23 protein-coding genes, 1 tRNA gene and 2 pseudogenes are annotated in these 25,323 nt (G+C 59.2%); 19 read left to right on the top strand and 7 right to left on the bottom strand.

All coding sequences use genetic code 11. The features are described from left to right. The 3 genes from GHO41_RS21690 to GHO41_RS21680 form a co-directional block, all read left to right on the top strand. Positions 1 to 994: ATP-grasp domain-containing protein (locus GHO41_RS21690; RefSeq protein ID WP_153434612.1), on the top strand; the 994-nt coding region annotated here is incomplete at its 5' end. Next, positions 991 to 1,863, top strand: coding sequence for an allophanate hydrolase subunit 1 (locus tag GHO41_RS21685; protein ID WP_153434611.1), 873 nt, complete (start codon positions 991 to 993; stop codon positions 1,861 to 1,863). The genes GHO41_RS21690 and GHO41_RS21685, both read left to right, overlap by 4 nt. Next, complete coding sequence (locus GHO41_RS21680) at positions 1,860 to 2,831, top strand: biotin-dependent carboxyltransferase family protein (protein WP_153434610.1); 972 nt, start codon at positions 1,860 to 1,862, stop codon at positions 2,829 to 2,831. Before GHO41_RS21685 ends, GHO41_RS21680 begins: the two co-directional genes overlap by 4 nt. Before the next feature lie 82 nt (positions 2,832 to 2,913). On the opposite strand, the gene GHO41_RS21675 is transcribed toward GHO41_RS21680, so the two are convergent. Together GHO41_RS21675 and GHO41_RS21670 are read right to left on the bottom strand one after the other, a co-directional pair. Next, positions 2,914 to 3,144, bottom strand: a complete 231-nt coding sequence (locus GHO41_RS21675) for a hypothetical protein (protein ID WP_153434609.1) — start codon at positions 3,142 to 3,144, stop codon at positions 2,914 to 2,916. Then, positions 3,141 to 4,329 (bottom strand): annotated as a pseudogene (locus tag GHO41_RS21670) (S-type pyocin domain-containing protein). Before GHO41_RS21670 ends, GHO41_RS21675 begins: the two are co-directional and overlap by 4 nt. 440 nt (positions 4,330 to 4,769) lie before the next feature. On the opposite strand from GHO41_RS21670, the gene GHO41_RS21665 reads away from it, so the two are divergent. Further along, the gene (locus GHO41_RS21665; RefSeq protein ID WP_048390979.1) at positions 4,770 to 5,033 is read left to right on the top strand and encodes a DUF3077 domain-containing protein; all 264 of its coding nucleotides are present in this window, start codon (positions 4,770 to 4,772) and stop codon (positions 5,031 to 5,033) included. Positions 5,034 to 5,183: 150 nt separating this feature from the next. Then, positions 5,184 to 6,209: a 5'-nucleotidase gene (locus tag GHO41_RS21660; protein WP_153434608.1), complete on the top strand. Its 1,026-nt coding sequence runs from the start codon at positions 5,184 to 5,186 to the stop codon at positions 6,207 to 6,209. Between the two features lie 23 nt (positions 6,210 to 6,232). Here the strand turns inward: GHO41_RS21660 and GHO41_RS21655 are convergent. Next, positions 6,233 to 6,309 (bottom strand) — tRNA-Arg (locus tag GHO41_RS21655). A gap of 348 nt (positions 6,310 to 6,657) precedes the next feature. Between GHO41_RS21655 and gabD the strand changes: the two genes are divergently transcribed. The 3 genes from gabD (at position 6,658) to GHO41_RS21640 (ending at position 10,930) form a co-directional block, all read left to right on the top strand. Continuing rightward, the gene (gene gabD, locus GHO41_RS21650; RefSeq protein WP_048366922.1) at positions 6,658 to 8,100 is read left to right on the top strand and encodes an NADP-dependent succinate-semialdehyde dehydrogenase; all 1,443 of its coding nucleotides are present in this window, start codon (positions 6,658 to 6,660) and stop codon (positions 8,098 to 8,100) included. 176 nt (positions 8,101 to 8,276) lie between these two features. After that, positions 8,277 to 9,560, top strand: coding sequence for a 4-aminobutyrate--2-oxoglutarate transaminase (gabT, locus tag GHO41_RS21645; protein ID WP_153434607.1), 1,284 nt, complete (start codon positions 8,277 to 8,279; stop codon positions 9,558 to 9,560). Between the two features lie 143 nt (positions 9,561 to 9,703). Continuing rightward, positions 9,704 to 10,930, top strand: a complete 1,227-nt coding sequence (locus GHO41_RS21640) for an HDOD domain-containing protein (RefSeq protein WP_153326074.1) — start codon at positions 9,704 to 9,706, stop codon at positions 10,928 to 10,930. Positions 10,931 to 11,016: 86 nt separating this feature from the next. Here GHO41_RS21640 and desA read toward each other — a convergent pair whose 3' ends face one another. Further along, on the bottom strand, positions 11,017 to 12,201 hold the full coding sequence (gene desA, locus GHO41_RS21635; protein WP_048390508.1) for a delta-9 fatty acid desaturase DesA: 1,185 nt from the start codon (positions 12,199 to 12,201) through the stop codon (positions 11,017 to 11,019). A 148-nt stretch (positions 12,202 to 12,349) separates the two neighbouring features. On the opposite strand from desA, the gene dibA reads away from it, so the two are divergent. Further along, positions 12,350 to 14,272 (top strand): phosphodiesterase DibA, encoded by a 1,923-nt coding sequence (gene dibA, locus GHO41_RS21630; protein ID WP_153434606.1) that lies wholly within the window; start codon positions 12,350 to 12,352, stop codon positions 14,270 to 14,272. A gap of 8 nt (positions 14,273 to 14,280) precedes the next feature. Here dibA and GHO41_RS21625 read toward each other — a convergent pair whose 3' ends face one another. Further along, positions 14,281 to 14,565: a hypothetical protein gene (locus GHO41_RS21625; RefSeq protein ID WP_048366917.1), complete on the bottom strand. Its 285-nt coding sequence runs from the start codon at positions 14,563 to 14,565 to the stop codon at positions 14,281 to 14,283. A 125-nt stretch (positions 14,566 to 14,690) separates the two neighbouring features. Between GHO41_RS21625 and GHO41_RS21620 the strand changes: the two genes are divergently transcribed. Beyond that, positions 14,691 to 15,350 (top strand): glutathione S-transferase family protein, encoded by a 660-nt coding sequence (locus GHO41_RS21620; RefSeq protein WP_153434605.1) that lies wholly within the window; start codon positions 14,691 to 14,693, stop codon positions 15,348 to 15,350. Between the two features lie 80 nt (positions 15,351 to 15,430). On the opposite strand, the gene argH is transcribed toward GHO41_RS21620, so the two are convergent. After that, positions 15,431 to 16,825, bottom strand: coding sequence for an argininosuccinate lyase (argH, locus tag GHO41_RS21615; RefSeq protein WP_048366915.1), 1,395 nt, complete (start codon positions 16,823 to 16,825; stop codon positions 15,431 to 15,433). A 265-nt stretch (positions 16,826 to 17,090) separates the two neighbouring features. Between argH and GHO41_RS21610 the strand changes: the two are divergent. The 8 genes and pseudogenes from GHO41_RS21610 to rsd all read left to right on the top strand — a co-directional run. Further along, positions 17,091 to 17,213: pseudogene (locus GHO41_RS21610) on the top strand (sensor histidine kinase); the annotation flags it as partial. Further along, a complete protein-coding gene (locus tag GHO41_RS21605; protein WP_048366914.1) occupies positions 17,210 to 17,956 on the top strand; it encodes a LytTR family DNA-binding domain-containing protein in 747 nt (248 codons plus the stop codon). The pseudogene GHO41_RS21610 and the gene GHO41_RS21605, both read left to right, overlap by 4 nt. 238 nt (positions 17,957 to 18,194) lie before the next feature. Further along, positions 18,195 to 19,136, top strand: coding sequence for a hydroxymethylbilane synthase (gene hemC / locus GHO41_RS21600; protein WP_048390501.1), 942 nt, complete (start codon positions 18,195 to 18,197; stop codon positions 19,134 to 19,136). Further along, positions 19,133 to 19,900 carry a uroporphyrinogen-III synthase gene (locus GHO41_RS21595; protein WP_371928992.1) on the top strand — a complete coding sequence of 256 codons (768 nt, stop codon included), beginning with the start codon at positions 19,133 to 19,135 and terminating at the stop codon, positions 19,898 to 19,900. Before hemC ends, GHO41_RS21595 begins: the two co-directional genes overlap by 4 nt. Positions 19,901 to 19,916: 16 nt before the next feature. Beyond that, the gene (locus GHO41_RS21590) at positions 19,917 to 21,044 is read left to right on the top strand and encodes a uroporphyrinogen-III C-methyltransferase (RefSeq protein ID WP_048390500.1); all 1,128 of its coding nucleotides are present in this window, start codon (positions 19,917 to 19,919) and stop codon (positions 21,042 to 21,044) included. Next, positions 21,041 to 22,267, top strand: a complete 1,227-nt coding sequence (locus GHO41_RS21585; RefSeq protein ID WP_153434604.1) for a heme biosynthesis protein HemY — start codon at positions 21,041 to 21,043, stop codon at positions 22,265 to 22,267. Before GHO41_RS21590 ends, GHO41_RS21585 begins: the two co-directional genes overlap by 4 nt. Positions 22,268 to 22,493: 226 nt before the next feature. Beyond that, positions 22,494 to 23,033: a disulfide bond formation protein B gene (locus GHO41_RS21580; RefSeq protein ID WP_048390495.1), complete on the top strand. Its 540-nt coding sequence runs from the start codon at positions 22,494 to 22,496 to the stop codon at positions 23,031 to 23,033. Between the two features lie 177 nt (positions 23,034 to 23,210). Further along, on the top strand, positions 23,211 to 23,681 hold the full coding sequence (rsd, locus tag GHO41_RS21575) for a sigma D regulator (RefSeq protein ID WP_153434603.1): 471 nt from the start codon (positions 23,211 to 23,213) through the stop codon (positions 23,679 to 23,681). A gap of 89 nt (positions 23,682 to 23,770) precedes the next feature. Here the strand turns inward: rsd and GHO41_RS21570 are convergent, their stop codons facing one another. Further along, positions 23,771 to 24,346, bottom strand: coding sequence for an FKBP-type peptidyl-prolyl cis-trans isomerase (locus GHO41_RS21570; protein WP_371928993.1), 576 nt, complete (start codon positions 24,344 to 24,346; stop codon positions 23,771 to 23,773). A gap of 336 nt (positions 24,347 to 24,682) precedes the next feature. Between GHO41_RS21570 and GHO41_RS21565 the strand changes: the two genes are divergently transcribed. After that, positions 24,683 to 25,323, top strand: a 641-nt coding sequence (locus GHO41_RS21565; protein WP_153434601.1) for an AlgP family protein, incomplete at its 3' end; no start/stop codon positions are given.

Genomic DNA, 25,323 nt, shown 5'->3' with positions numbered 1-25,323 from the left:
GGCCGCAGGCGTGCCCGTGGTGCCGGGCTCTGCGGATGAGCTGTTCGACGTTGAGTCCGCGCTCAAGGCCGCCGAGTCCGTGGGCTATCCCTTGCTGATCAAAGCATCGGCCGGTGGCGGCGGGCGCGGGATTCGCTTGGCGCAAAGCGCCCAGCAACTGAGCGAAGAATTCCCGCGCGCCCAGCGTGAAGCGCAGACCGCGTTCGGCAATGGCGCGGTGTATCTGGAGCGCTTTATCGGCAAGGCGCGGCACATCGAAGTCCAGGTACTGGGCGACGGTCAGCGCGCCGTGCATCTGTTTGAGCGTGAGTGCTCGTTGCAGCGCCGTCGGCAAAAAGTCTTCGAAGAAGCGCCGTCACCGGTCCTCACTCAGCAACAGCGCGAAACCCTCTGCGACAGCGCCGTACGCTTGGCCGAGTCGCTGGGCTACAAGGGCGCTGGCACGCTGGAATACCTGTACGACGATGAGACAGGCGAGTTCTTCTTTATCGAGATGAACACGCGGATCCAGGTGGAGCATCCGGTCAGTGAATTGATCACTGGCATCGACCTGGTCCAGGCCATGTTGCGCATTGCCGCTGGCGAGCCGTTGGGCTTGCAGCAAAGCGATATCCGCCTCAATGGCGCAGCCGTGCAAATGCGCCTGAATGCCGAAGACCCGGCGCGCAATTTCTTCCCCAGCCCCGGTGTGGTCGAGGCGTTGGTCTGGCCGCAGGGCGAGGGCGTTCGCGTCGACACGCACCTGTATCAAGGCTACCGCGTGCCGCCATACTACGACTCGTTGCTGGCCAAACTGATTGTGCACGGCGCTGACCGTTCGCAAGCCTTGGCCCGGGCATCAAGCGCGGTAGAACAGACTCAACTGGCCGGCATGGCCAGCACCTTGTCGTTGCATGGCCAGTTGTTGAAACAGCCGTGGCTGCACAGCGCGGACTTCAACACCGGCACCTTGGAGACCTGGTTGGCTGAGCACTCTGGTGGAGGTGACGCATGAATACCCCAATCCGCTACAGCTTCGGCGCGGACGAGCATTTGTTTGCCGAAGTCAGCGACAGCATGTCCTTGGAGGCCTTCTTCAAAGGCATGGCCGTCACCCGCGCCGTGGAGCACATGGCCCTCGATGGCGTGCTTGATGTGTGCCTGGCCAACGCTTCATTCCAGATCCGTTTTGACCCGGACCGCATCGCTCCTCAAACGCTGCTCGACGCCGTAAAAAGCGCCGAAGCGGAGGCCGTCGCCGAGCGCTCGTTGCACACCCGCATCATCGAAATCCCGGTGCTTTACAACGACCCGTGGACCCACGAAACCCTGATGCGTTTTCGCGATCGTCACCAAGACCCGAGTGCCACGGACCTGGAATACGCCGCCCGCATCAATGGCCTGGCCGATGTCGAGGCCTTCATCGAAGCCCACAGCGGTGCGCCGTGGTTTGTCTCCATGGTCGGCTTTGTTGCCGGGCTGCCGTTCATGTTCCAGATGGTGGAGCGCGAGCGGCAATTGCAGGTGCCCAAATACCTGCGGCCGCGCACCGACACGCCCAAATTGACCCTCGGTCACGGCGGTTGTTTTGGCTGCATTTACTCGGTACGCGGCGCGGGCGGCTACCAAATGTTTGGCGTCACCCCGGCGCCGATCTACGACCCGCAGCAGAACCTCGCCTACCTCAAGGAACACATGGTGTTCTTCCGCCCCGGTGACATCGTGCAATTCAAACCGATGAGCCGCGAAGACTACGACCACGCCGTGGCCGAGGTCGACGCCGGGCGTTTCGATTTGCGGATCCGGCCGGTGGAGTTCTCGCTGGACGCGTTTCTGGCCGACCCGGTTGGCTATCCACAGTCTTTGTCGCAGGTGCTGGCATGATCAAAGTACTCAAACCCGGACTCGCCACCTCGGTTCAAGACTTGGGCCGCGAAGGCTACTACCACTTGGGCATCCCGCCATCCGGCGCGCTCGACCAATACGCCTTGAGCGCCGCCAACCAGTTAGTGGGCAACCCGGCCGGTGCAGCGGCGCTGGAATGCACGCTGCTGGGGCCGGAACTCGAGTTCCAGCAAGACGCGCTGGTCGCGGTCAGCGGCGCCCACATGACCCCCCGCCTCGACGGTGTAGAAATGCACCCCGACACCGCGTTCTCGGTGAAGGCCGGGCAAGTGCTGCGCTTTGACTTTCCGAAGGCGGGCGCCCGCATGTACCTGGCGGTGGCGGGTGGTATCGACGTGCCGGTTGTGCTCGGCAGCCGCTCCACCTATGCCCTTGGCGGGTTGGGCGGCTTCAACGGTCGGCGGTTGGTGGCGGGCGACGAACTGCCTGTGGGCATTGCCAGCGGCAAAGGCCGCGCCGGGGCCAGCTTGCCCATGGCCTTGCGCCAGGCCATTGGTGGCGAAATCACCCTGCGGGTCGTCCCGGGCCTGTACTACGAGCGCCTCAGCGAAGCGGCCGCGCAAAGCTTCTTCGCCGAACCCTGGACCGTCGGCTCCGAGGCTGATCGCATTGGCTACCGCTTCAAGGGCGGCAGCGCCTTGAGCTTCCAGCCACGCGAGCAACCGTTTGGCGCCGGTTCCGACCCGTCCAACATCGTCGACAGCTGCTACCCGATTGGTTCGATCCAGGTCCCTGCCGGGCTTGAACCCATCGTTTTGCACCGCGACGCCGTCTCGGGTGGCGGCTACGCCATGATCGGCACCGTCATCAGCGCCGACCTCGACCTGATCGGCCAAATGCAACCCAACCAAAAGGCCCGCTTCGTCAGCGTCACCCTCGACCAAGCCCTCGAAGCCCGGCGTTCCTACAAGAAAAAACTCACCTGCCTGAGCAAACTATTCACCTAACCCCACCCACGGTAGGAGCGAGCTTGCCTCGCGATCTTTTGACCTTTAAAAAGATCGCGAGACAAGCTCGCTCCTACAGTTTTTACGCTGAGCAAGACAACTGATAGAGGCCGTTCGGGGTTTCCAGTGTGCTCTCTACCCATGTTTGGATAGTCCGCACTTGCGCTGGGGTGAGGTCGTACTCATAGATTGCTTCTTCATCCGAAGCCCATCCCATGAGCGCTTTGAGCTGTTCAGCATGCTCGCCAGGGATAGGCACTTCGTTTATTAGCTCTTGCGTGGTCTTGTCGAAAATCAAAACAAAATGGTTCATGGTTCTACTTTCCTGGTGGGTTTGGCGGGTTTCGTTTGTTCACCGGTGTTTGCATTGAACTCCCCCAAGTGATTGCCGCGTTTGTCGTACATTTCTACCGCGCCATGCTGGTAATCCCATTCAAGTATTCTGCCGTCTGAGACTTTCCAGCGTAAAAGTCTTGGCCGGTGCAACTTTGGCATCTGGATAAGCGGGCAAAGCATTGGGCGCTGGGTGATACCCATGCCCCGGCACACTCAACACAACATAAAGCGGCGCCACACCCGAGTCAGCCGGGAACACCAAAATGAAGTCTTTGTAGTCCGGTGGATAAATCGGATTAACGATCAGCGCGTCAGCGGCTTTTGTCGGCGGGTAGATCCATATGTGCGGAGTGTGCGGTGCACCTTTCAGCGGTGGAATCCCGAGCGTGTCCTGAGGGTTTATCGCGGGCGTCCAGATCAACTCCACACCATCGCCAAAGTCCGCCACCTGCTGCGAGCCGCGCGGGGTGAACTGGATGACGTCGATCATTTCCCATTCGGGTGTTGAGCCGGTGTAAAAGCCATAGCCCTTGAGCGATCCATCTGCCTGTTGCTCAACCTGCAAGCGCATGCGGGTGCGGGCCTGCTTGAGTGAGCGCAGTTGGTCTTCGGTGTACAGGGCGCTGTCAGCCAGTGAAGACGGCCATAAAAAGGCGAGCACGCCCAACAACGTGCTGGCAATCATCGTTCCGCCAACGGCGGCAACGCCTCCAGTGGCGGTCGTTCCAGTGGCGGTGCCGCCCAAGGCCAAACCACCGATCCCCGCCGGTACCGCGCCACTGATTAATGCCAGTGGTACCAACCCGGAACTGTCGGTCTGGGACCCACCCAAAATCGCAAAATTGCCGTAGTCACTCAGGCTATCAACCGGCACGAAACCCGCCGGGTCGCTGTAGTTGATAACGGCATCGGGCAGCTTGCTGCACTTGGCGAACACACAGCCCCGCCGCTCAGGTTTTTGTTGGCTTTGCTGAGCGGTCGCTTCAGCTTGGCGGCGCGCCATGTAGGCCTCTTGCCGGGCCTGAATGGCCTCGAAGGCCTTGATCCCGGCATCACGCTCTTTGAGTTCGGCCGGGGTCATGTCATCAAAATACGAAGCGCCTTGGCCGCCATCGCCACCTACACGCCTTAGTGTTTGCGTCACACCTTGCTTGCTGCTCATAGGGCGCCTTCCAGTAGGAGAGCGGCGCACGGTATCGGCATCAAAATGCGGCTGAAATCAGCTTGATCGGCAATGTCTGTAGGCCGACAGACTTAGGCCTGAAGGATTTTTACAGCGCGCAGTTTGAGAGGCGGGCACAGAAAAGCGCACGCTCCTACGTGAAGTGCGGCAATGGATGGCTTCGTGGCGTTGAGGGCAGGGGTACTGTGCACCGTCACTGAAATAAACAGTGGTCGGGCCTGGAAACCCGGGTAACAATAATCGCCTTAACGCCCATCTAGCTTTGATTGCTGGCGTTTGTATGCGTTATGGCGGCTATGCGCGGGAGGTCTTCAGGCCTGCCGGGTTCCTATTGTCCCGGTTTTCCAGCCCGCGTATGGCTGTCACCTTTTGCCTGGAAACAAAAATGACAGCTCTTAATTACTTTAGGAGCAAGATCAATGACCACCTCTTCCCCGATCAAAACCCTTGGCGTCGTGACCTTCGGCCCTTGCGGCGCAGACGACCATCAGCTGTTTCGTGTAAACCCGGATATCCCGCTGCGCCAAGCGCTAGAGCAAGTCTCGGCCTTACTGTTCTGTGCCAAAAAGCTGGCCCTTGATGCTGCCTTGGAACACGACGGCGAACGCCATGCCTGGGCCTCGCACTACCTGTGCGACATGGGCAAAGCCGTCATCGACGACCTGTGCCTGCACGACCTCTAACCAGCCTCCGACTCTGTAGGAGCGAGCTTGCCTCGCGATCTTTTAAACGATCAAAAGATCGCGAGACAAGCTCGCTCCTACAGATGAACAGCACTAAATCGACTATCCTCGCAGCCTCAGCAAGCGCGCAGCGGCATAAAGGAAGTCCCCATGGCATTTGATTTGAGCAACACCTTGGTCGTCGGTATTTCCGCTACCGCGCTGTTCGACATGAGCGAATCTGACCAAATGTTCAAGGACGGCCTCGAAACCGACCCTGAGAGCGCGATCCCCAACTACCGCCGCTACATGCAAGAGCGTGAAAACGAACTGCTGAAGCCCGGCACGGGGTACTACCTGGTCAAAGCCCTGCTGGACCTGAACCAGCATCGCAAAAGCGACGACCAAGCGCCGCTGGTCGAAGTGGTAGTCATGTCCCGCAATAGCCCGGACACCGGCATCCGCGTGCTCAAAACCATTCGTCACGACCAACTGGCAATCACCCGCTCGGCCTTCACCGGCGGAGAGTCAGTGGCCGATTACATCGACGCCTTCGATGTGGACCTGTTTTTGACCACCAACGTTGACGATGCGCAAAAGGTCATCGACTCCAGACAATGCGCCGCAGCGATCCTCACCGCACCCCCGGCCAACGCCCCGCAAATCCCCGAAGGCCAAGTGCGCATCGCCTTCGACGGCGACGCCGTCCTGTTCTCCGACGCCAGCGAACTGGTCTACAAAACCAAAGGTTTGGTCGCCTTCCAGGCGCAAGAAGATGCGCTGCAACACACCCCCATGGAAGAAGGGCCCTACGCCAGCCTGTTAAAAAAACTGGCCAGCCTGCAAGAACGCCTGCCCACCGGCAGCAAAGACTCCCCCATCCGAATCGCCATCGTGACTGCGCGCAATTCCCCCTCAGAAATGCGCGTCATCAACACCCTGCGCGCTTGGGGCGTCTACGTCGACGAAGCTTTCTTCCTCGGCGGCGTCGGCAAAGCCAAAGTACTCACAGCCTTCAACCCGCACATCTTCTTCGACGATCAAGACATCCACCTGGAAGCCGCCGCCACCCTGGTGCCTTCCGGCAAAGTGCCGTACCTGACGCGCACAAACGTACTGGAGCTACCGGCTCCGGCTAACAAGGAAGGGGGTGTGTTGGAAGCGGCCGATTCGGGGGTTGAGTCGGCTGAGCCGTAGAAAGGCTCAATACAAAGAAAAGATGGCGCACCAGGCGGGATTCGAACCCACGACCCCTGCCTTCGGAGGGCAGTACTCTATCCAGCTGAGCTACTGGTGCAACGCGGGCGCCATGATACTCATCTGCGTGTCGCCCGTCCATGCCGCTGATTCGTCGGGTGTTTCTTTGTGCGTTATGGGGTATTAATGAGGACTAGGTGAGAAAAGGGTGAAATCAGGCCGTTTGTTCTTTTTTTCGAACAGCCTATTGTCCTTTACCCCTGTTGACCCTAGGATTCGTTTGAGATTTCAAACGCTCTTGTCTGAGTGCTGAATCGCACGGCTTATTCTTTGTGCGCTATCCAAGTACTTTGGCAGTGAATGACTTCCTGACGGCAGCCTTCTATGGCGCCTTTCTTCTATCAATAATTCGCCCCGCCTCTGTGCGGTGCTGTTAAGGAAAGCCAACATGCAGCTCAAAGACGCACAACTGTTCCGCCAACAAGCCTATATCGATGGCGCTTGGGTCGATGCGGACGGTGGTCAGACGATCAAGGTTAACAACCCGGCCACGGGCGAAATCATCGGTTCCGTGCCAAAAATGGGCGCGGCTGAAACCCGTCGTGCGATTGAAGCCGCAGACAAGGCGTTGCCAGCCTGGCGTGCACTGACCGCTAAAGAGCGTGCAGGCAAGCTGCGTCGCTGGTTTGAGCTGTTGATTGAAAACCAGGACGACCTGGGCCGTCTCATGACCCTGGAGCAAGGCAAGCCACTGGCTGAAGCCAAGGGCGAAATCGCTTACGCCGCTTCGTTCATCGAGTGGTTCGCTGAAGAAGCCAAGCGCGTCTATGGCGACGTGATTCCAGGCCACCAGCCTGACAAGCGCCTGATCGTGATCAAACAACCGATCGGTGTGACCGCTGCCATTACGCCGTGGAACTTCCCGGCCGCCATGATCACCCGTAAAGCAGGCCCGGCACTGGCCGCAGGTTGCACCATGGTGATCAAGCCGGCTTCGCAAACTCCGTTCTCGGCCCTGGCACTGGTTGAGCTGGCGCACCGTGCTGGCATTCCAAAAGGCGTGTTGAGCGTTGTGACGGGCAGCGCTGGCGACATCGGCGGCGAGCTGACCAGCAACCCGATCGTGCGCAAGCTGTCCTTCACCGGTTCGACCGAAATCGGTCGTCAACTGATGGCCGAATGCGCCAAGGACATCAAAAAAGTTTCTCTGGAACTGGGCGGCAACGCGCCGTTCATCGTGTTTGACGACGCTGACCTGGATAAGGCCGTCGAAGGCGCGATCATCTCCAAGTACCGCAACAACGGTCAGACCTGCGTGTGCGCCAACCGTCTGTACATTCAGGATGGCGTGTACGACGCATTCGCTGAAAAACTCAAAGCGGCGGTGGCCAAGCTCAAAATCGGTAACGGTCTGGAAGAAGGCACCACCACCGGCCCGCTGATCGATGACAAGGCTGTGGCCAAAGTCAAAGAACACATCGCGGATGCACTGAGCAAAGGCGCAACCCTGCTGGCAGGCGGCAACAGCCTGGAAGGCAGCTTCTTCGAGCCGACCATTCTGGTCAACGTGCCGAAAAACGCTGCCGTGGCCAAAGAAGAAACCTTCGGCCCGCTGGCACCACTGTTCCGTTTCAAAGACGAAGCCGAAGTGATCGAGATGGCCAACGACACCGAGTTCGGTCTGGCGTCGTACTTCTATGCGCGTGACATGAGCCGCGTTTTCCGTGTTGCAGAAGCACTGGAATACGGCATGGTCGGCGTTAACACCGGTCTCATTTCCAACGAAGTCGCGCCTTTTGGCGGCATCAAGGCGTCGGGCCTTGGCCGTGAAGGCTCCAAGTACGGCATCGAAGACTACCTGGAAATCAAATATCTCTGCCTGAGTATTTAACTCGGCGGGTGGTTCAGCAGAAGGGGCACGAGAGCGATGCTCCCTCTGTGTTTCAAACTGTTAATTTTTGTGGCCGGGCGCGCCATGCCAGTCGATCATCGCATGCTGGCATCGGTGCTACCCAGGCGCGTCAGCCTTGAACCACGCCGTTAGATAAACGGCGAATGAGGAACACCATGAGCAACAAGACCAACGCATCTTTGATGAAACGCCGTGAAGCCGCTGTCCCTCGCGGCGTTGGCCAGATCCACCCGATTTTCGCCGAGTCGGCAAAAAACGCGACTGTAACCGACGTTGAAGGTCGTGAATTCATCGACTTCGCGGGCGGTATCGCGGTACTGAACACCGGTCACCTGCACCCGAAAATCATTGCCGCCGTGCAAGAGCAACTGACCAAGCTGACCCACACCTGCTTCCAGGTACTGGCTTACGAGCCGTACGTAGAGCTGTGCGAAAAAATCAACGCCAAGGTCCCAGGCAACTTCGACAAGAAGACCCTGCTGGTGACCACCGGTTCGGAAGCCGTTGAAAACGCCATCAAGGTTGCCCGCGCAGCCACTGGCCGTGCTGGGGTGATCGCGTTCACCGGCGCTTACCACGGCCGTACCATGATGACCCTGGGCCTGACCGGTAAAGTCGTGCCTTACTCGGCCGGCATGGGCCTGATGCCAGGCGGTATCTTCCGCGCTCTGTACCCGTGCGAGCTGCATGGCATCAGCGTTGACGACTCCATCGCCAGCATCGAACGCATCTTCAAAAACGATGCCGAGCCTAAAGACATCGCTGCCATCATCATCGAGCCAGTTCAGGGCGAAGGTGGTTTCTACGTGGCGCCGAAAGCGTTCATGGCTCGCCTGCGTGAACTGTGCGACAAGCACGGCATCCTGCTGATCGCTGACGAAGTACAAACAGGCGCGGGTCGTACCGGCACCTTCTTCGCCATGGAACAAATGGGTGTTGCGGCTGACCTGACCACCTTCGCTAAATCCATCGCTGGCGGCTTCCCGCTGGCGGGCGTGTGCGGCAAGGCCGAGCTGATGGACGCTATCGCTCCAGGCGGCCTGGGCGGCACCTACGCCGGTAGCCCGCTCGCGTGTGCGGCGGCACTGGCTGTGCTGGAGGTGTTTGAAGAAGAGCACCTGCTGGACCGTTCCAAGGCAGTGGGCGAGCATCTGGTGTCTGGCCTAAAGGCTATCCAGGCCAAGTACCCGGTGATCGGCGACGTTCGTGCGCTGGGCGCCATGATCGCGGTCGAGCTGTTCGAAGGCGGCGACGCACACAAGCCAAACGCAGCAGCCGTGGCTCAAGTCGTCGCTAAAGCGCGTGAGAAAGGTCTGATCCTGCTGTCGTGCGGCCCGTACGGCAACGTTCTGCGTGTTCTGGTGCCGTTGACCGCTCCAGACGAACTGCTGGACAAAGGCCTGGCCATTATCGAAGAGTGCTTCGCTGAGCTGGCGTAAGCCCGCCGTGAAGGTGTGACTCGATAGACAAAAAAAACCGCTTCGGCGGTTTTTTTTGCTTTAAGCGATTCAGACATGTGATTTTTCTGTATCCATGCGTTGCCATTGTCTAAGGTGCAGGCATTGCGCTGGGAGCAGATTGAATGGCCGTTGTAGATTTATCCGTTGTACCGAGCGTATTGATTGCCGAGGCCGATCCGTGGTCCCGGGATCTACTCAAGCAAGTGGTGCTGAGTGTTCGGTGTGACGCGCAGTTGGATGTGTGCGGTGAAGGGCAGCAGGCACTCTTGCTGCTGAGCCAAAAAAGTTATGACCTGGTGATTTCAGACCGGGACCTGCCCGGTGTCAGCGGGCTGGATGTGTTGCGCAGTGTGCGCCAACGTCGTCGCAGCCCGGCCTTGCCGTTTATTTTAGTCAGCAGCCGCAATGACAGCGCCAGCGTACGCGAAGCCTTGCCGCTGGCGCCCACCGCCTACCTGACTAAACCACTGGACCTGAGCGGTCTGACCAAGCGTCTGCAGGGGCTGTTACTGAGCGCGGGGCAAGAGGTACTGTGTGACGTGCCGTTACTGGCGCCCGGCATGACCCTAAAACGTTTTCTGACACAGCGCCGGGCGTCCTCGGATGGCGCGCCGCTGTGGATCGATGCGCGGGCAGCGGTCAAGCGCAGCCTCAGCCCTGACGGCCTCAACCTTGCGGCGCTGGAAGATGAAGTGTGCAAAGACCCGCAAATTACCGCCGTGCTGATTGCCGCGGCCAATAGCGCTGCGCAGCACCTTGCGCGGCCCGCCCAGACGCTGACCCACGCCTTGCAGCGGCTGGGCCCGGCGCAAAGCATGAACCTGGTGCAAGGGCTGACGCTCAAGCACAGCGCGCAACTGAACGACCCGCGTCTGGCCGATTACGCCGAGCACCAGTGGGCGGTGTCGTTGCGCGCGGCAGAGTACGGTCGCACCTTGGCAGGCATGCTCAACCTCGATCAGCAGCGCTGCTACTGCGCGGGTTTGCTGTACCGCCTGGGTGATCTGGCGGTGCTGCGCTGTTTGCAAGAATGGCAGCAGGCGGGGGGCGAGCTGGACACGCAGGTGATTGACGAGTCCCTGGCCGAGTTTGGGGCCGCCTACGGCTCTGCGTTGCGCACACGCTGGCGCTTGCCGCTGGAGCTGCGCGAGTTGATCGCGGCGGTGTATCACTTGGGAGGCGGGGTGTATTCGCGAGAGGCGCTGGTCATGAACCTGGCCGGGCAGTTGGCGGTGCTGGAATCAGAAGAAGGCCTGGATGCGCTGGCCAGCAGCAAGACCGCACGTTTGCTGCGGGTAGGCACGGCAGAACTGTCACGCCTGATGAGCAAGGTGCAAAGCACCGTCTAACCCTGTTTGCGTAGGAGCGAGCTTGCCTCGCGATCTTTTGATCTTAAAAGATCGCGAGGCAGCCGCCCGCAAAGCAGCAACCGCTCTTAAACCGCCGCAGGGCGCAGCGAGTAGGTTTTCAGCTGTTTGGCGAACTCACGCAACGAATGAATCCCGCTGGCTTCCGCCTCATGGACCCATTCCTTGATCGCCGCCAGCATGTCGTGACCATTGGTGCTGGTCTTGATCCAGATCTGTTGCAGCGCCAGACGCTTTTCATAGATCACTTTGAGCGATTGGCTGTGCTCCAGCAGGGTTTCGATACGCTGATGATGGCGCTCTTCCAGCAGGCTGGTTTCACGCGACAGCAGGCGCTTGGCCCGGCGGAACTGGTGGCGAACCGAGTGATCGACCTTGGCCAGTTCTTGCTGCACCAGCGGTGCGATCACCAGCTTGCGGTACTGCGCCATGATCTGGAACCGGTTGTTGAGGATCGCCATCGCGGTGTCCATATCCAGGCTGCCTTTGCCTTCGACCCGGTGGGCGATAGGCGCAACCCGCTGAACCTTGGCCAAACGCAAAAAGCTGAACACTTTGATCCACGCCCACCCCAGGTCGAACTCCCACTTCTTGACCGACAGCTTGGCCGAGTTGGGGTAGGTGTGATGGTTGTTGTGCAGCTCTTCGCCACCAATGAGGATGCCCCACGGCACCAGATTGGTCGCAGCATCGCGGCACTCAAAGTTGCGATAACCGACCGCATGGCCCAGGCCGTTGACCACGCCCGCAGCCCACACCGGGATCCACATCATCTGCACCGCCCAGATAGTCAGGCCGATGGCGCCGAACAGCAGCAAATCAATCACCAGCATCAGGGCTACGCCCAGCAGCTTGTATCGCGAATAAAGATTGCGCTCGATCCAGTCTTCAGGGCAGTTTTTGCCGTAAATACGCAGCGTTTCAGGATTCTGTGCTTCTTCGCGATACAGCTCTGCACCTTTTCGCAAAACGGTCGATAACCCTTTAACGACCGGGCTGTGCGGGTCATCGGCGGTTTCACATTTCGCGTGGTGTTTGCGGTGAATGGCCGTCCACTCGCGGGTGTTCTGCGCGGTGGTCAGCCACAGCCAGAAGCGGAAGAAGTGTTTCAGGCCACCGTTGAGTTCAAGTGAGCGGTGAGCTGAGTAGCGGTGAAGATAAACCGTGACACCGATAATGGTCACGTGGGTCATCAACAGGGTGACTGCAACCAGTTGCCAGGCTGACAAGTCAAGAAAACCGTTGTACCACATAGGCTGTTTGGCCCTCGGGAAGATGAAATAAATTGCAACACGCATTATCACCATGCAGCCATTTAAAACCAGTCGCCCTTTGAGATAAGAGTGGCTGGATGTTTCTTACTCTATAATTCCCATTTTTTGTAGGCGTTATAACTTTCTCATGTCGGTTTCTTCTCGCAATGCCCTGCGTGCAGCCCTGCTTTACGGGTTGTTATCGGTAGCCTGGCTGCAAATAACTGATCATTTATTGAGCAGTTTTTTGGACGACTCGGCGCAGTTGGCGCACTGGCAGCTCATCAATGGCTATGTGTGGGTGTTTGTCAGCGCCGTTCTGATCTTTGTCGCTCGCTCCCAACTGTTGAGTTTTCTCGGCGGGAGCGCCAGCTTGAAGCGCCAACGCGAGGATCGCGAGCGTCTGCGCCAAGCGGCAGCGGTGTTTGACTGCACCCGAGAAGGGGTGCTGGTCACTGACCGCACGGGTGCAATTGTGCATGTGAATCGGGCGCTGGTTGAAATCACCGGATATACGGTCGAAGAAGTGCTGGGTAAACGGCCCAACATGTTCAAGTCCGGTCACCATGACCTTGAGTTTTACCAGGGTGTTTTCAAGTCCTTGCAAGAAACCGGCGACTGGCACGGCGAGATCTGGAACCGGCGCAAAAACGGCGAAATCTACCCGCAGTGGCAAACCGTGCGGGCCATCACCGACGAAAAAGGCCAGCTCACCCACTATGTCGCGGTGTTCACCGACATTTCGGCGATTAAAAAATCCCAGACAGACCTGGCGCGGCTGGTCCACCATGACCCGCTCACGGACCTGCCCAATCGCTTGCTGTTCACCGACCGTACCGAGCAGGCCTTGACCTCTGCGCAGCGCCACAAGACAGGCTGCGCGCTGCTGATGATCGACCTTGATCATTTCAAAATTATTAACGACAGCCTTGGGCATAACGTCGGCGACCTGTTGCTCAAGGCGGTCAGCGGGCGTTTACAGCGCGTGTTCGGCAAAGGCTATACGGTGGCCCGGCTGGGCGGCGACGAGTTCGCCGTGCTGATCGAAAATTGCTCAAATGCGAGCCGCGCCGAGGTGTTGGCGCAGCAAGTGCTGGAGGCCATGAAAGCAGCGTTTGAGGTCACCAGCCATCAACTGTTTGTGAGCGCCAGCGTTGGCATCAGCGTGTTCCCCGGCGATGCGCTGAACGCCGAGCAACTGCTGCGCAATGCCGACTCGGCGCTGTTCAAGGCCAAAAGTGCGGGCCGCGAAGGCTACGCGCTGTACACCGAAGAACTGACCGTGCACGCCCTTAACCGGATCGAGGTGGCCAGCGACTTGCGTCGGGCGCTCGAGCAGCAAGAGTTGCGGGTGTATTACCAGCCGGTGCATGACCTGAAAACCAGCCGCCTGATCGGGGTGGAAGCCCTGGTGCGCTGGGAGCACCCGCTGCGGGGGCTGGTGCCTCCGGGGGAGTTTATCCCTATCGCTGAACGGACCGGCCTGATAGCCGAAATTGACGCCTGGGTGCTGGAACAAGCCTGTTGGCAGATGTGCCAGTGGCAATCGGCAGGCGTACATTTGTCGTTCGTGGCGGTGAATATCTCCAGCCGTTTGTTCGCCCGCCCGGAGCTCTACACGCTGGTGTCCACCGTGTTGACCGACAGCGGCCTGGACCCGGCCTTGCTGGAGCTGGAAGTCACGGAAAGCGCGGTGATGGAAGATTCACAAGGGGCGCTGGAGCAGATGCACCGTCTGCGTGCGCTGGGGTTGCGCCTGGCCATTGATGACTTTGGCACCGGCTTTTCATCGCTGCTGCGCCTCAAGCAACTGCCTGTGCAAAAACTCAAAATTGATCAGGGTTTTGTCGCAGGCTTGCCGGAAGACAATGACGACGTGGCGATTGTGCGCGCGGTTATTGCCCTGTCCCAAAGTATGGGCTTGCAGGTGCACGCCGAAGGCATCGAGCACATCGAGCAGGCGCAGTTCCTGCTCGACTTCAAGTGCGATCTGGGCCAGGGCTACTGGTTTGGCCGCCCGGTGCCTGCCAGCGAACTGGATTGGCAGCGGGCGCCCGCCATTCGCACCTGAGCGCTGCCTCAGGCTTTCTCGGGTGGCAGCTCAGGCAGTGCGCGAAGTGCTGTCTCGTACCACTCGGTGTTGAAGGCGCGGTCCTCGTCGAGCATCGCGTCGATCTCGATGGCCAGTACGTGGGCCATCAAGTTCAAAATCTCTTCGCGCTCATAACCGACCAGGGTCAGCTTATTGAAGGTGGCCTTGGCCGCGGGCGGGTTGTCGCTTTCGATCTGGTTTTCAATCGCCTGGGTCAGAGTGGATTCGGCGAATTCTTCTTCGTCGTTGTCGATATCAGTTGGCTCGCTCATGGGCAGGCTCCTTAAGGTAAGGCCGGCAGTTTAGCGGTATTCAGCGCAATGATGCTGCTGGTCAGCTTAGCGGCGAAGCTCTATAACAGCTGCTGCCAACCCCAACATGGCCTGGAGGCTTTGTGATGCTCAAGCTTTATGGATTCGCTGTCAGTAACTACTACAACATGGTCAAGCTGGCGCTGCTGGAAAAGGGCCTGCCGTTTGAAGAGGTCGCGTTTTTTGCTGGCCAAACCCCAGAGGCGCTGGTGGTCAGCCCTTGCGGCAAAGTGCCGGTATTGGGCGTCGAGCAGGGCTACGTCAACGAAACCAGCGTGATCCTCGACTACATCGAACAGACTCAGCCGGGCCCCAAACTGCTGCCGACCGATCCCTTTGAGCGTGCCCAGGTGTTGGCCATCGCCAAAGAAATCGAGTTGTACATCGAGTTGCCAGCCCGTGCGTGCTACGCCGAAGCGTTCTTCGGCACGCAAGTCCCTGAGGCGATCAAGACCAAAGCCAAGGCTGAGTTGCTGCACGGCATTGCGTCGCTGGCGCGTCAGGCAACATTCGCACCCTATGTTGCGGGCGACACCCTGAGCGTGGCAGACATTTACTTCCTGTACAGCGTCACCCTGGCCTGTGGCGTGGGCAAGAAAGTCTTCGGCCTGGACCTGCTGGCCGAGTTGCCAGGCGCCAAGGCGCTGCTGGAGCACCTTGAGCAAAACCCGCACGTTAAACGCATCGCGGCAGACAAAGACGCAGCCATGCCGCAGTTTTTGGCGTGGATTAGCAGCAAGAAGTAAACCTGTAGGAGCGAGCTTGCCTCGCGATCTTTTGACCTTAAAAAGATCGCGAGACAAGCTCGCTCCTACAAGCGCTGTGTTTAACGGCTGGCCAGCAAGGCCTTGCCGCGAACCACTGCCGCTTTCACCTGGGCCGGCGCTGTGCCGCCGATGTGATTACGGGCGTTGACCGAACCTTCCAGGGTCAATACGGCAAACACGTCGTCATCAATCTGATCGCTGAACTGGCGCAGTTCTTCCAGGCTCATTTCGGCCAGGTCTTTGCCCGTTTCCACGCCGTATTTCACAGCATGACCAACGATTTCGTGGCAATCACGGAACGGCAGGCCACGGCGCACCAGGTAGTCGGCCAGGTCAGTTGCTGTCGAGAAACCGCGCAGCGCCGCTTCACGCATGATCGCGTGCTTGGGCTTGATCGCCGGGATCATGTCGGCAAAGGCACGCAACGAGTCACGCAGGGTGTCGGCGGCATCGAACAGCGGCTCTTTGTCTTCCTGGTTGTCCTTGTTGTAGGCCAGTGGCTGGCCTTTCATCAGGGTCAGCAGGCCCATCAGGGCACCGAACACGCGGCCGCTTTTGCCACGTACCAGCTCTGGCACGTCGGGGTTTTTCTTTTGCGGCATGATCGAGCTGCCGGTGCAGAAACGGTCAGGCAGATCAATGAACTGGAACTGCGCGCTGGTCCACAGCACCAGCTCTTCGGAGAAGCGCGACAGGTGCATCATCGCAATGCTCGCGGCGGCGCAGAATTCGATGGCGAAATCGCGATCCGAGACGTTGTCCAGCGAGTTGCCGCCCACAGCGTCAAAGCCCAGCAGTTGCGCGGTCAGCTCACGGTCGATCGGGTAGGTGGTGCCCGCCAGTGCGGCGCTGCCCAATGGCATGCGATTGGTGCGTTTGCGGCAGTCGACCAGGCGCTCGTAGTCGCGGCTGAGCATCTCGAACCAGGCCAGCATGTGATGCCCGAAGGTCACCGGCTGAGCGGTTTGCAGGTGCGTAAAGCCCGGCATGATGGTCTCGGCTTCGCGCTCGGCTTGCTCCAGCAGGCCTTTTTGCAAGCGTGTGATTTCAGCCAGGATGAGGTCGATTTCATCACGCAGCCACAGGCGAATATCGGTGGCGACCTGGTCGTTACGGCTGCGCCCGGTGTGCAGCTTTTTACCGGTCACGCCGATGCGGTCTGTCAGGCGCGCTTCGATGTTCATGTGCACGTCTTCCAGATCGACGCGCCAGTCAAAAGTGCCGGCCTCGATTTCGCTCTGGATGGTTTTCAAACCGTCGATGATGCTGTCGCGCTCTGCATCGGTCAGCACACCGACCTTGGCCAGCATGGTGGCGTGGGCCACGGAGCCCATGATGTCGTGGCGATAAAGGCGCTGGTCGAAAGTGACCGAGGCAGTGAAGCGCGCAACGAAGGCGTCGACGGGTTCACTGAAGCGGCCGCCCCAGGACTGATTGGTCTTGTCGGTGCTCATGGATTCGCTCGTAATCGGCTGAGGGGGAGTACATAAAAAGTTACTGCGGATCATAACAGGGTTGCCATTCAAGGCGTTGACGCAGGTCGGCAGGTTTTAACGGATTTGAGGTATAAACAAAATACCGAAACGAATTGTATAGATTGGCCCCATTCGTCTTGGCAACCGTCTACAGTTGGTCGTATGGAGCAGTCTTTGCAGGTCTTTGTAGCTTGTTGGACGCATCCGGTATTAAATCGAGCAACAGACACAGGTGAATTTTGCTGTGCGACTTGCGGCACTTTTTGGCCTTCACGCTAGTCTTAGCGTGGATCGCTGTGACAGCCGTCACTTCACCTGTCTACGCTATCCTTGTGCGAGACTCACGCAGGAATACAGCGCTATATGAATGTCCTGATCGTTGATGACGAAACCTTGGCCCGAGAGCACTTGAGCCGTTTGCTCAATGCTGTTGGGGGTTATACGCCGCTGGAGCCCGCCGCTACTCATGGCGAAGAGGCTCTGAGCCTGATCGAAAGCCTGAAGCCCGATGTCGTACTTCTCGACATCCACATGCCGGGCCTCGACGGTTTGCAGGTCGCTGCCAAATTATGCGAGCGCGAATTGCCACCCGCCGTGGTGTTTTGCGTAGCGCCTGACGAGTTCTCCGTTCAGGCCCTGCAAGACAGCGGTGTGAGCTACGTGCTCAAGCCGGTCAGCGCCGAGGCCCTTACTGCGGCCTTAAAAGACGCGCACCGGCCTAACCGTGTGCAACTGGCGGCCCTGACTCGGCCTGCCGCGCAAACGGGCAGCGGGCCACGCAGCCACATCAGTGCCAGAACCCGAAAAGGCATTGAACTCATCCCTATCGACAAAGTGATTTATTTCATCGCTGACCATAAATACGTGACCTTGCGTCATGAGGGCGGCGAAGTGTTGCTCGATGAGCCGCTCAAAGCCCTTGAAGACGAATTCGGTGAACGCTTTGTGCGTATCCACCGCAACGCGCTGGTGGCGCGTGACCGTATCGAACGCCTGCAACGTACCCCGCTGGGGCACTTTCAGCTGTTCCTCAAGGGGCTCAATGGCGATGCGCTGATTGTGAGCCGCCGCCACGTGGCGGGCGTGCGCAAAATGATGCAGCAGCTCTGACACGGCAAATGGTCATTGTGGTGGGAGCGGGCTTGCTCGCGATTCAGGCGGCGCGGTATGCCTGAATCATAGGGTCGATGCCATCGCGAGCAAGCCCGCTCCCACGCGGTATTTATTCGCCCTCCTATAACGGATGGCCTGCTCCTGGCTTAATCGGCCACGTACTTTCTGATACAAGTCAAAGCTGTTTTGGCTGAGCTGTTATTATCAGCCGTATCTTTTCAGTACGGATTGATCCATGTCCTCTCGCGAAATCCGCATCGCTACCCGTAAAAGCGCCCTGGCTCTGTGGCAGGCCGAATACGTCAAAGCCCGTTTAGAGCAGGCTCACCCAGGTCTTGTGGTGACGCTGGTGCCGATGGTCAGCCGTGGCGACAAGCTGCTGGACTCGCCGCTGTCGAAAATCGGCGGCAAGGGTTTATTCGTCAAAGAGCTGGAAACCGCCCTGCTCGAAAACGAAGCTGACATCGCCGTGCACTCCATGAAGGATGTGCCGATGGACTTCCCTGAAGGCCTCGGTCTGTTCTGCATTTGCGAGCGCGAAGACCCGCGTGACGCTTTTGTCTCCAATACCTTTGCCAGCCTCGAAGCCTTGCCGGCCGGCAGTGTGGTCGGTACGTCGAGCCTGCGCCGTCAGGCTCAGTTGCTGACCCGTCGGCCAGACCTCGAAATCCGCTTTCTGCGCGGCAACGTCAACACGCGTCTGGCCAAGCTCGACGCCGGTGAATACGACGCCATCATCCTCGCTGCTGCGGGCCTGATCCGCTTGGGCTTTGAAGACCGCATCACCTCGGCGATCAGTGTCGAAGACAGCCTGCCAGCCGGTGGCCAGGGCGCCGTGGGCATTGAATGCCGCAGCGCGGACCACGAAATTCACGCGTTGCTGGCGCCGCTGCACCATGCCGACACGGCAGTGCGTGTGACCGCAGAACGCGCGCTCAACAAGCACCTCAATGGCGGCTGCCAAGTGCCCATCGCCTGCTATGCCGTGCTGGAAGGCGAGCAGATCTGGCTGCGCGGCCTGGTCGGTGAGCCCGCCGGTGGCACATTGCTGAGCGCCGAAGCACGTGCCCCGCACAGTGACGCGACAGCGTTGGGTGTGCAGGTCGCCGAAGACCTGCTGGCACAAGGCGCCGGTGAGATCCTTAAAGCGGTCTACGGCGAGGCGGGTCACGAGTGACAGGCTGGCGCCTGCTGCTGACCCGACCCGCTGAGGAGTCGGCAGCACTCGCGAACGCGCTGGCTACTGTGGGGGTGTTCAGCAGCAGCTTGCCGCTGCTGGCCATCGAGCCGCTGGCATTGACTCAAAGCCAGCGCGAGATGGTCGCCCACCTGGACCGCTATTGCGCGGTCATCGTGGTCAGCAAGCCCGCTGCGCGCCTGGGCGTGCAGTGGGTCAGCCAGTATTGGCCGCAAGCGCCTGAGCAGCCGTGGTTCAGTGTGGGTGCCGCCACTGCGCAGATTCTCGCCGAGCATGGCCTGGATGTTAGCTACCCTTTATCCGCAGATGACAGCGAGGCCTTGCTGGCGTTGCCCGCGTTTACCCAAGCGGTGATGTGCAGCGAGCCCAAGGTGCTGATCGTGCGCGGCGAGGGCGGACGCGAAATGCTCGCCGAGCGTCTGCGCCAGCTGGGCGCGCAGGTCGATTACCTCGAACTGTATCGCCGAACGCTGCCGTCTTACCCGGCTCACACACTGCTTGAACGCATAAAAGCGGAACGCCTGAACGCGCTGGTGGTCAGCAGTGGACAGGGATTTGAACATTTGCAGCAGTTGGCAGGTGATGCCTGGCCCCAACTGAGCGGTATGACATTGTTTGTTCCAAGCCCTCGCGTTGCGCAGATTGCGCGCGATGCCGGGGCCAAAAACGTTGTGGATTGCCGTGGCGCGAGCGCTGCGGCTTTGCTGGCGGCGCTACGGGCACATCCCGTACCTGCTTTCTAACGCAAAGGATGGATACGTGAGCGAAACAGTCTTGCCAAAAGAACACGTGCAGCCCGCGCCAGAAGCGCCGGTTGAAAAACCTGTCATCAAGCCTGAGCGTCGGGGCAATGGTCTGGCCGCCTTCGCGCTGTTGCTTGGCGCTGCCGGCATCGCGGTCGGCGGTTGGGCGGTATGGCAGATGCGCCATCTGGAAGCCAGCACTGCCGAGCAGTTGGCAGAAGTGCAGGCGCTGGGCGCGCAAACGCTGTCGATCAAACAAAGCGAGCAGCAACTGCTGACGCGGCTCAACCAGTTGCCTTCGGCCAACGACCTGGATAACCAGCGTCAGTTGGTGGTGCAACTGCAAGGCGATCAGCAACGCTTGAATCAACGCCTTGAGACCGTGCTGGGGGCGAGCCGCAAAGACTGGCGTCTGGCCGAGGCCGAGCACTTGTTGCGTCTGGCCAGCCTGCGCTTGTCAGCGCTGCAAGACATCAGCAGCGCCCAGGCGTTGGTGCAGGGCGCCGATGACATTTTGCGCGAGCAGAATGATCCGGGTTCGTTCGCTGCCCGCGAGCAACTGGCCAAGAGCCTCGCCGCCTTGCGCAGCGTCGAACAGCCAGACCGCACGGGCGTGTTCCTGCAGTTGGCAGCCTTGCGTGATCAAGTGTCACAACTCACCGCGCTGGCGCCCGAGTTCAAGGACTCCGGCGATTCGTTGCTGGGCCTGACCGCCGATGGCGACGGGGCAAGCCGCTGGGAGCAATGGTGGGATGAAATCTCCCATTACATCCGTATCGACTTCAATGCCGACAAAAACGTGCGGCCGTTGCTGGCAGGGCAAAGCCTGACCCAAGTGCGTCTGGCCTTGAGCCTGGCGCTGGAGCAAGCGCAGTGGGCTGCGCTTAACGGTCAGGCCTCGGTCTACACCCAGGCCTTGGCGCAGGCGCAAGAGGTGCTCAAAGGCAACTTCAACCAGGACAACGCGCAAAGCAAAAAAATGCTGGAGCAAGTGGTTGAGTTGAGCAAGCAGCCGGTCACGGTCAAGACGCCGGACCTGGCGGGCACCCTGAGTGCGATGCAGGCCTACCTTGAGCGTCGGCATGTTGAGGCTGACGAACCGGGTCGTGCGGCTGCCAAACCGGCCGAGGAGGCCCGCCCATGAAGCGTCTGTATGTGATTGTGTTCTTGTTGATTGCGGCCGCTGCGTGCGTCGGCCTGGCGATCTCCGAGGACGCAGGCTACGTGCTGGTGGCTTACAAAAACTTCCGCTACGAATCCAGCCTGTGGGCCTCACTGGCCGTGCTGGTGATCCTGTGGCTGGTGATCTGGGGCATCAAGCTGCTGGTTGAGCTGTTCAGCGTCTCGACTGGCCTGGTCAACCCGTGGTCACGGCGTAACCGCAGCCGTCGCATTCAACTGGCGATCGAACAAGGCCAGATGGACTTGGCCGAGGGCCGCTGGGCCAGCGCGCAAAAACACCTGACCCGCGCCGCAGAAGCCGAGCGCCAACCGTTGCTGTTCTACCTCGGTGCCGCGCGTGCGGCCAACGAGCAGGGCCGTTACGAAGAAAGCGACAGCCTGCTTGAGCGCGCCCTTGAGCGTCAGCCCCAAGCCGAACTGGCGATTGCCCTCAACCATGCGCAACTGCAAGTTGATCGCGCCGACACCGAAGGCGCCCTCAACACCTTGCAAGCCATGCACGAACGCCATCCGCATAACGTGCAGGTGCTGCGTCAACTTCAGCGCCTGCACCAGCAGCGCGGCGACTGGTCGGCACTGATCCGCCTGCTGCCCGAGCTGCGTAAAGACAAAGTCTTGCCTGCTCAGGAGCTAGCTGAACTTGAACGCCGCGCCTGGGGGCAAAACCTTGGCCTGGCGGCGCAACGCGACACGGGGGGCGAGGCGGGGCTGCAATCGTTGACTCTGGCCTGGCAGCAACTGACCTCGGCACAGCGTCAGGAGCCCACCCTGGTACTGGCTTATGCCGAGCAATTGCGCCGCCTGGGCGCACAGTCCGAGGCCGAAGAAGTAGTGCGTGGTGCGCTCAAGCGCACGTACGACAGCCACTTGGTGCGCCTGTATGGCTTGCTGCGTGGCAGCGACCCGGTCAAGCAATTGCAGACTGCAGAAGGCTGGCTCAAGGCGCACCCGGCGGATGCCAGCTTGCTGTTGACCCTGGGCCGCCTGTGCTTGCAGAACAGCCTGTGGGGTAAGGCGCGGGACTACTTCGAAAGCAGTCTCAAGCTTGAGCGCAACCCAGAAACTTGCGCAGAGCTTGCACGGCTCCTGGCCCAATTGGGTGACACGGCGCGCAGCAATCAGTTGTTTCAGGAAGGCCTGAACTTGCTGGATGAACGTTTGCTGGCGCTGCCTTTACCGCAATAGAGCGTTTTGTAAACACCCCCTGTGGAAACTGTCATCGGCCGTTATCACAGGGGGGAACCGCTTTTTAGGCGCGACAAGAAATTTCGTACGCTATATGCACTAAAGCCTTTCAGCAGTTGTTGGTGATTCCCTACAAGCTTACGGAAGTATCCGTATTGGCTGGCCTTGAAAGGGCTATTGGCTTTCCTCTACCGTACCCGCCTGTCTATTTTGTTACGGAAAAGCCATGTTGTTGGCCTGCTCACGTTTCATATTCCTTTTGGCGTTGGTTGCCAGTGCTGCGGTGCTGGGCGCCTCTTTGTATCTGGAGTACGGGCCCGGGCTGAGCCCCTGTTTGCTCTGCCTGGTGCAACGCTATCTGTTACTGGCTTTTGGTGCGGTCAACCTGATCGCCTTTGTCCATGCGCCGCGTGCCATCGGCGTACTGGTTTACTCAATGGTGTCCATGCTGCTGGCTCTGGCGGGGTTGGCCAGTGCCACCTGCCAAGTGCTTTATCAGCGTTTGCCGGCCCAGCAGTTGATGATTTGTCAGCCCGATTTGGCGCAACTGTGGAACAACCTGTCACTGGGGGACCTGTTTACGTCGGTCTACCGCGGGACCGAAGCCTGCGCGCACATCCAGTGGACACTCTTTGACCTGAGTATCCCCGAGCTGAGCATGCTGGCGTTTGCAGGTTTGGCGGCGCTGAGTTTGTTCCAGTGGGTGCGCTATTTTTTACCGGTTAAAAAGCCCCGTCCTGCGACCAGAAGTAGCACTTCGTATTAAACGCTTGTATGAACTTTCTCTCGTGCGTACCTTGAAGCAGTTGCTTGGCGGGCATAATCTGGCCCGCACGCATTGTTGGAGTTATGTCGCCCATTGCCGGTGTATCTACACAGGTTTTGGTCCACACAGGCCCGGCTCGGTCGGGTGGCATGGGCCCACTAGGGAAGAGAGATCATCATGCTCGAAAGATGTAAGAGTGCTCAGGAACGCTTCAATGGTGTTCACCAGTTGGTAGACCGCTGGTTGCATGAGCGCAGCAAGCTTGTGAGTGCTTATGCGGCTGTCATTGATCAGCAGCGCAACCCCAAGCGCGGGCCTCAAAAAGTCTTCTGCCAAGTGCTGGTTGATTACGTTTCTGCGGGCCACTTCGAAATTTATGAGCAGCTCAACGCCGAAGCGAAAGCGTTCAATGATGAGCGCGGGCTTGCCTTGGCAGAGACCATCTACCCCCGAATCAACGTCATTACCGAAGCCGCTTTGGCCTTTAACGATCACTGCGACGGCAAGGCGCATCGCCCGCATTGTAAAAAACTCGCCAGCGAATTTAAAACACTCGGCGCCTTGCTCGACGAGCGTTTTGAGCTTGAAGACTGCTTGATCGAAGTGCTGCACAGCGCGCACAAACAGAAAGAAGCCGCCCAGGCCTGAAACACATAACATTGTGTAGGAGCGAGCTTGCTCGCGATCTTTATAAGGTCAAAAGATCGCGAGCAAGCTCGCTCCTACAGATAGTTGTCTTATTGCACCTTCAGCAACTCGATTTCAAACACCAGCGGTGTGTAAGGCGCGATCAAATCTCCTGCGCCTTCAGCTCCGTACGCCTGATTGGACGGTATCACCAGCCGCCATGTCGAACCGGTTGGCATCTGCGCCAGCGCCAAGCGCCACCCATTGATCACGCTGTCCAGGCGCAACCATTGTGGCTGCGTGCTCTGATCGAAAACCGTACCGTCCGGCAAACGCCCCACATAGTTCACGTACACCGAGCTCTGAGCATCAGGTTTTGCCCCGGCGCCTGCCTTGAGTTCAGTCGCCAAAATGCCGTTACCCAACTCGCGGACGCCTGCTTTTTGTTTTTCTTTTAATAAAAAATCACGCTCGGCATTCAGTGCAACTTCGCTCTGCGGTTGCGCGGGCTCGGCATCGATTTGCGCCTGGTGCGCCGTCAATATTTGCTCGATTCGTTCATCACTCAGCGCTAGCGGCTTGCCTTCATAAGCGCTGCGCAAACCGTCGATCAAGGCCTGGATCTGTAGCTGCGGCACGTCTTCGCGCAAACGCTCGCCAAGGCTCGCACCCAAGCTGTAGGCCAGGTCGTGCGCGGCTTGCGGGCTTTGCGCCGGGGCCGCATGGGCCGAACAGGCAACGCACAAGAGGGTCAATAAAAGGGCACGCGACATGGGCAGTCTCCGGTCTTCAGTGCGAGCGATTATGCCTGTGCGAGCACGATTGTTTGGGGGAAATATCGGGGGCTTAAATAAACGCAGAAGTGGCCAATAAATTTATCTGAACAGGCCGCTAAAAAGTGATCTGGCACAAGTTTTCCGGCGCTATGCAACCCGCTGCTATGGTTAGTGTCAACATGATCTAGCGGCGGTTCTTACAGAGGTCTAGTATGAGCCGCACTCACTTCAGCCAGGAGGTAAACCATGTCGGCCAACAAGAAGTCTGTTAATACGCCGTTGCACTTGCTCCAACAACTCTCAGGCAGCCTGCTTGAGCATTTGGAAAGCGCCTGTTCCCAAGCGCTGGCTGATGCTGAGAAGTTGCTCGCCAAGCTTGAAAAACAACGCGGCAAAGCTCAGGAAAAACTGCACAAGGCGCGTGAAAAACTGCAAGAAGCCGCTCACGCTGGCAAGTCCAAGGCACAAGCCAAAGCCAAGTCTTCCGTGAAAGAACTTGAGCAACTGCTGGACTCGCTCAAAGACCGTCAAACCGAAACGCGCGCTTATATCCAGCAACTCAAGCGTGATGCTCAAGAAAGCCTCAAGTTGGCCCAAGGCATTGGCCGGGTTAAAGAGGCCGTTGGCAAGGCACTGACGGCTCGCACCGCCAAACCTGCTGCCAGCGCTAAAAAGCCCGCGGCCAAAGCACCGGTTGCCGCCAAGGCGCCTGCTAAACCTGCTGCTAAAGCACCGGCCAAAGCGCCAGCTGCGGCCAAGCCTGCTGCTAAAACTGCTGCGGCAAAACCCGCTGCCAAAGCTCCTGCCGCCAAACCGGCCGCTGCTAAAGCGCCAGCCGCCAAGCCAGCGACAACCCGTACCGCTGCTGCACAGCCTGCCGCCAAGCC

The sequence above is a fragment of the Pseudomonas sp. FSL R10-0399 genome (genome assembly GCF_009600165.1).
Lineage (GTDB): Bacteria > Pseudomonadota > Gammaproteobacteria > Pseudomonadales > Pseudomonadaceae > Aquipseudomonas > Aquipseudomonas helleri.
This window is presented reverse-complemented; position numbering and strand designations above follow the sequence as displayed.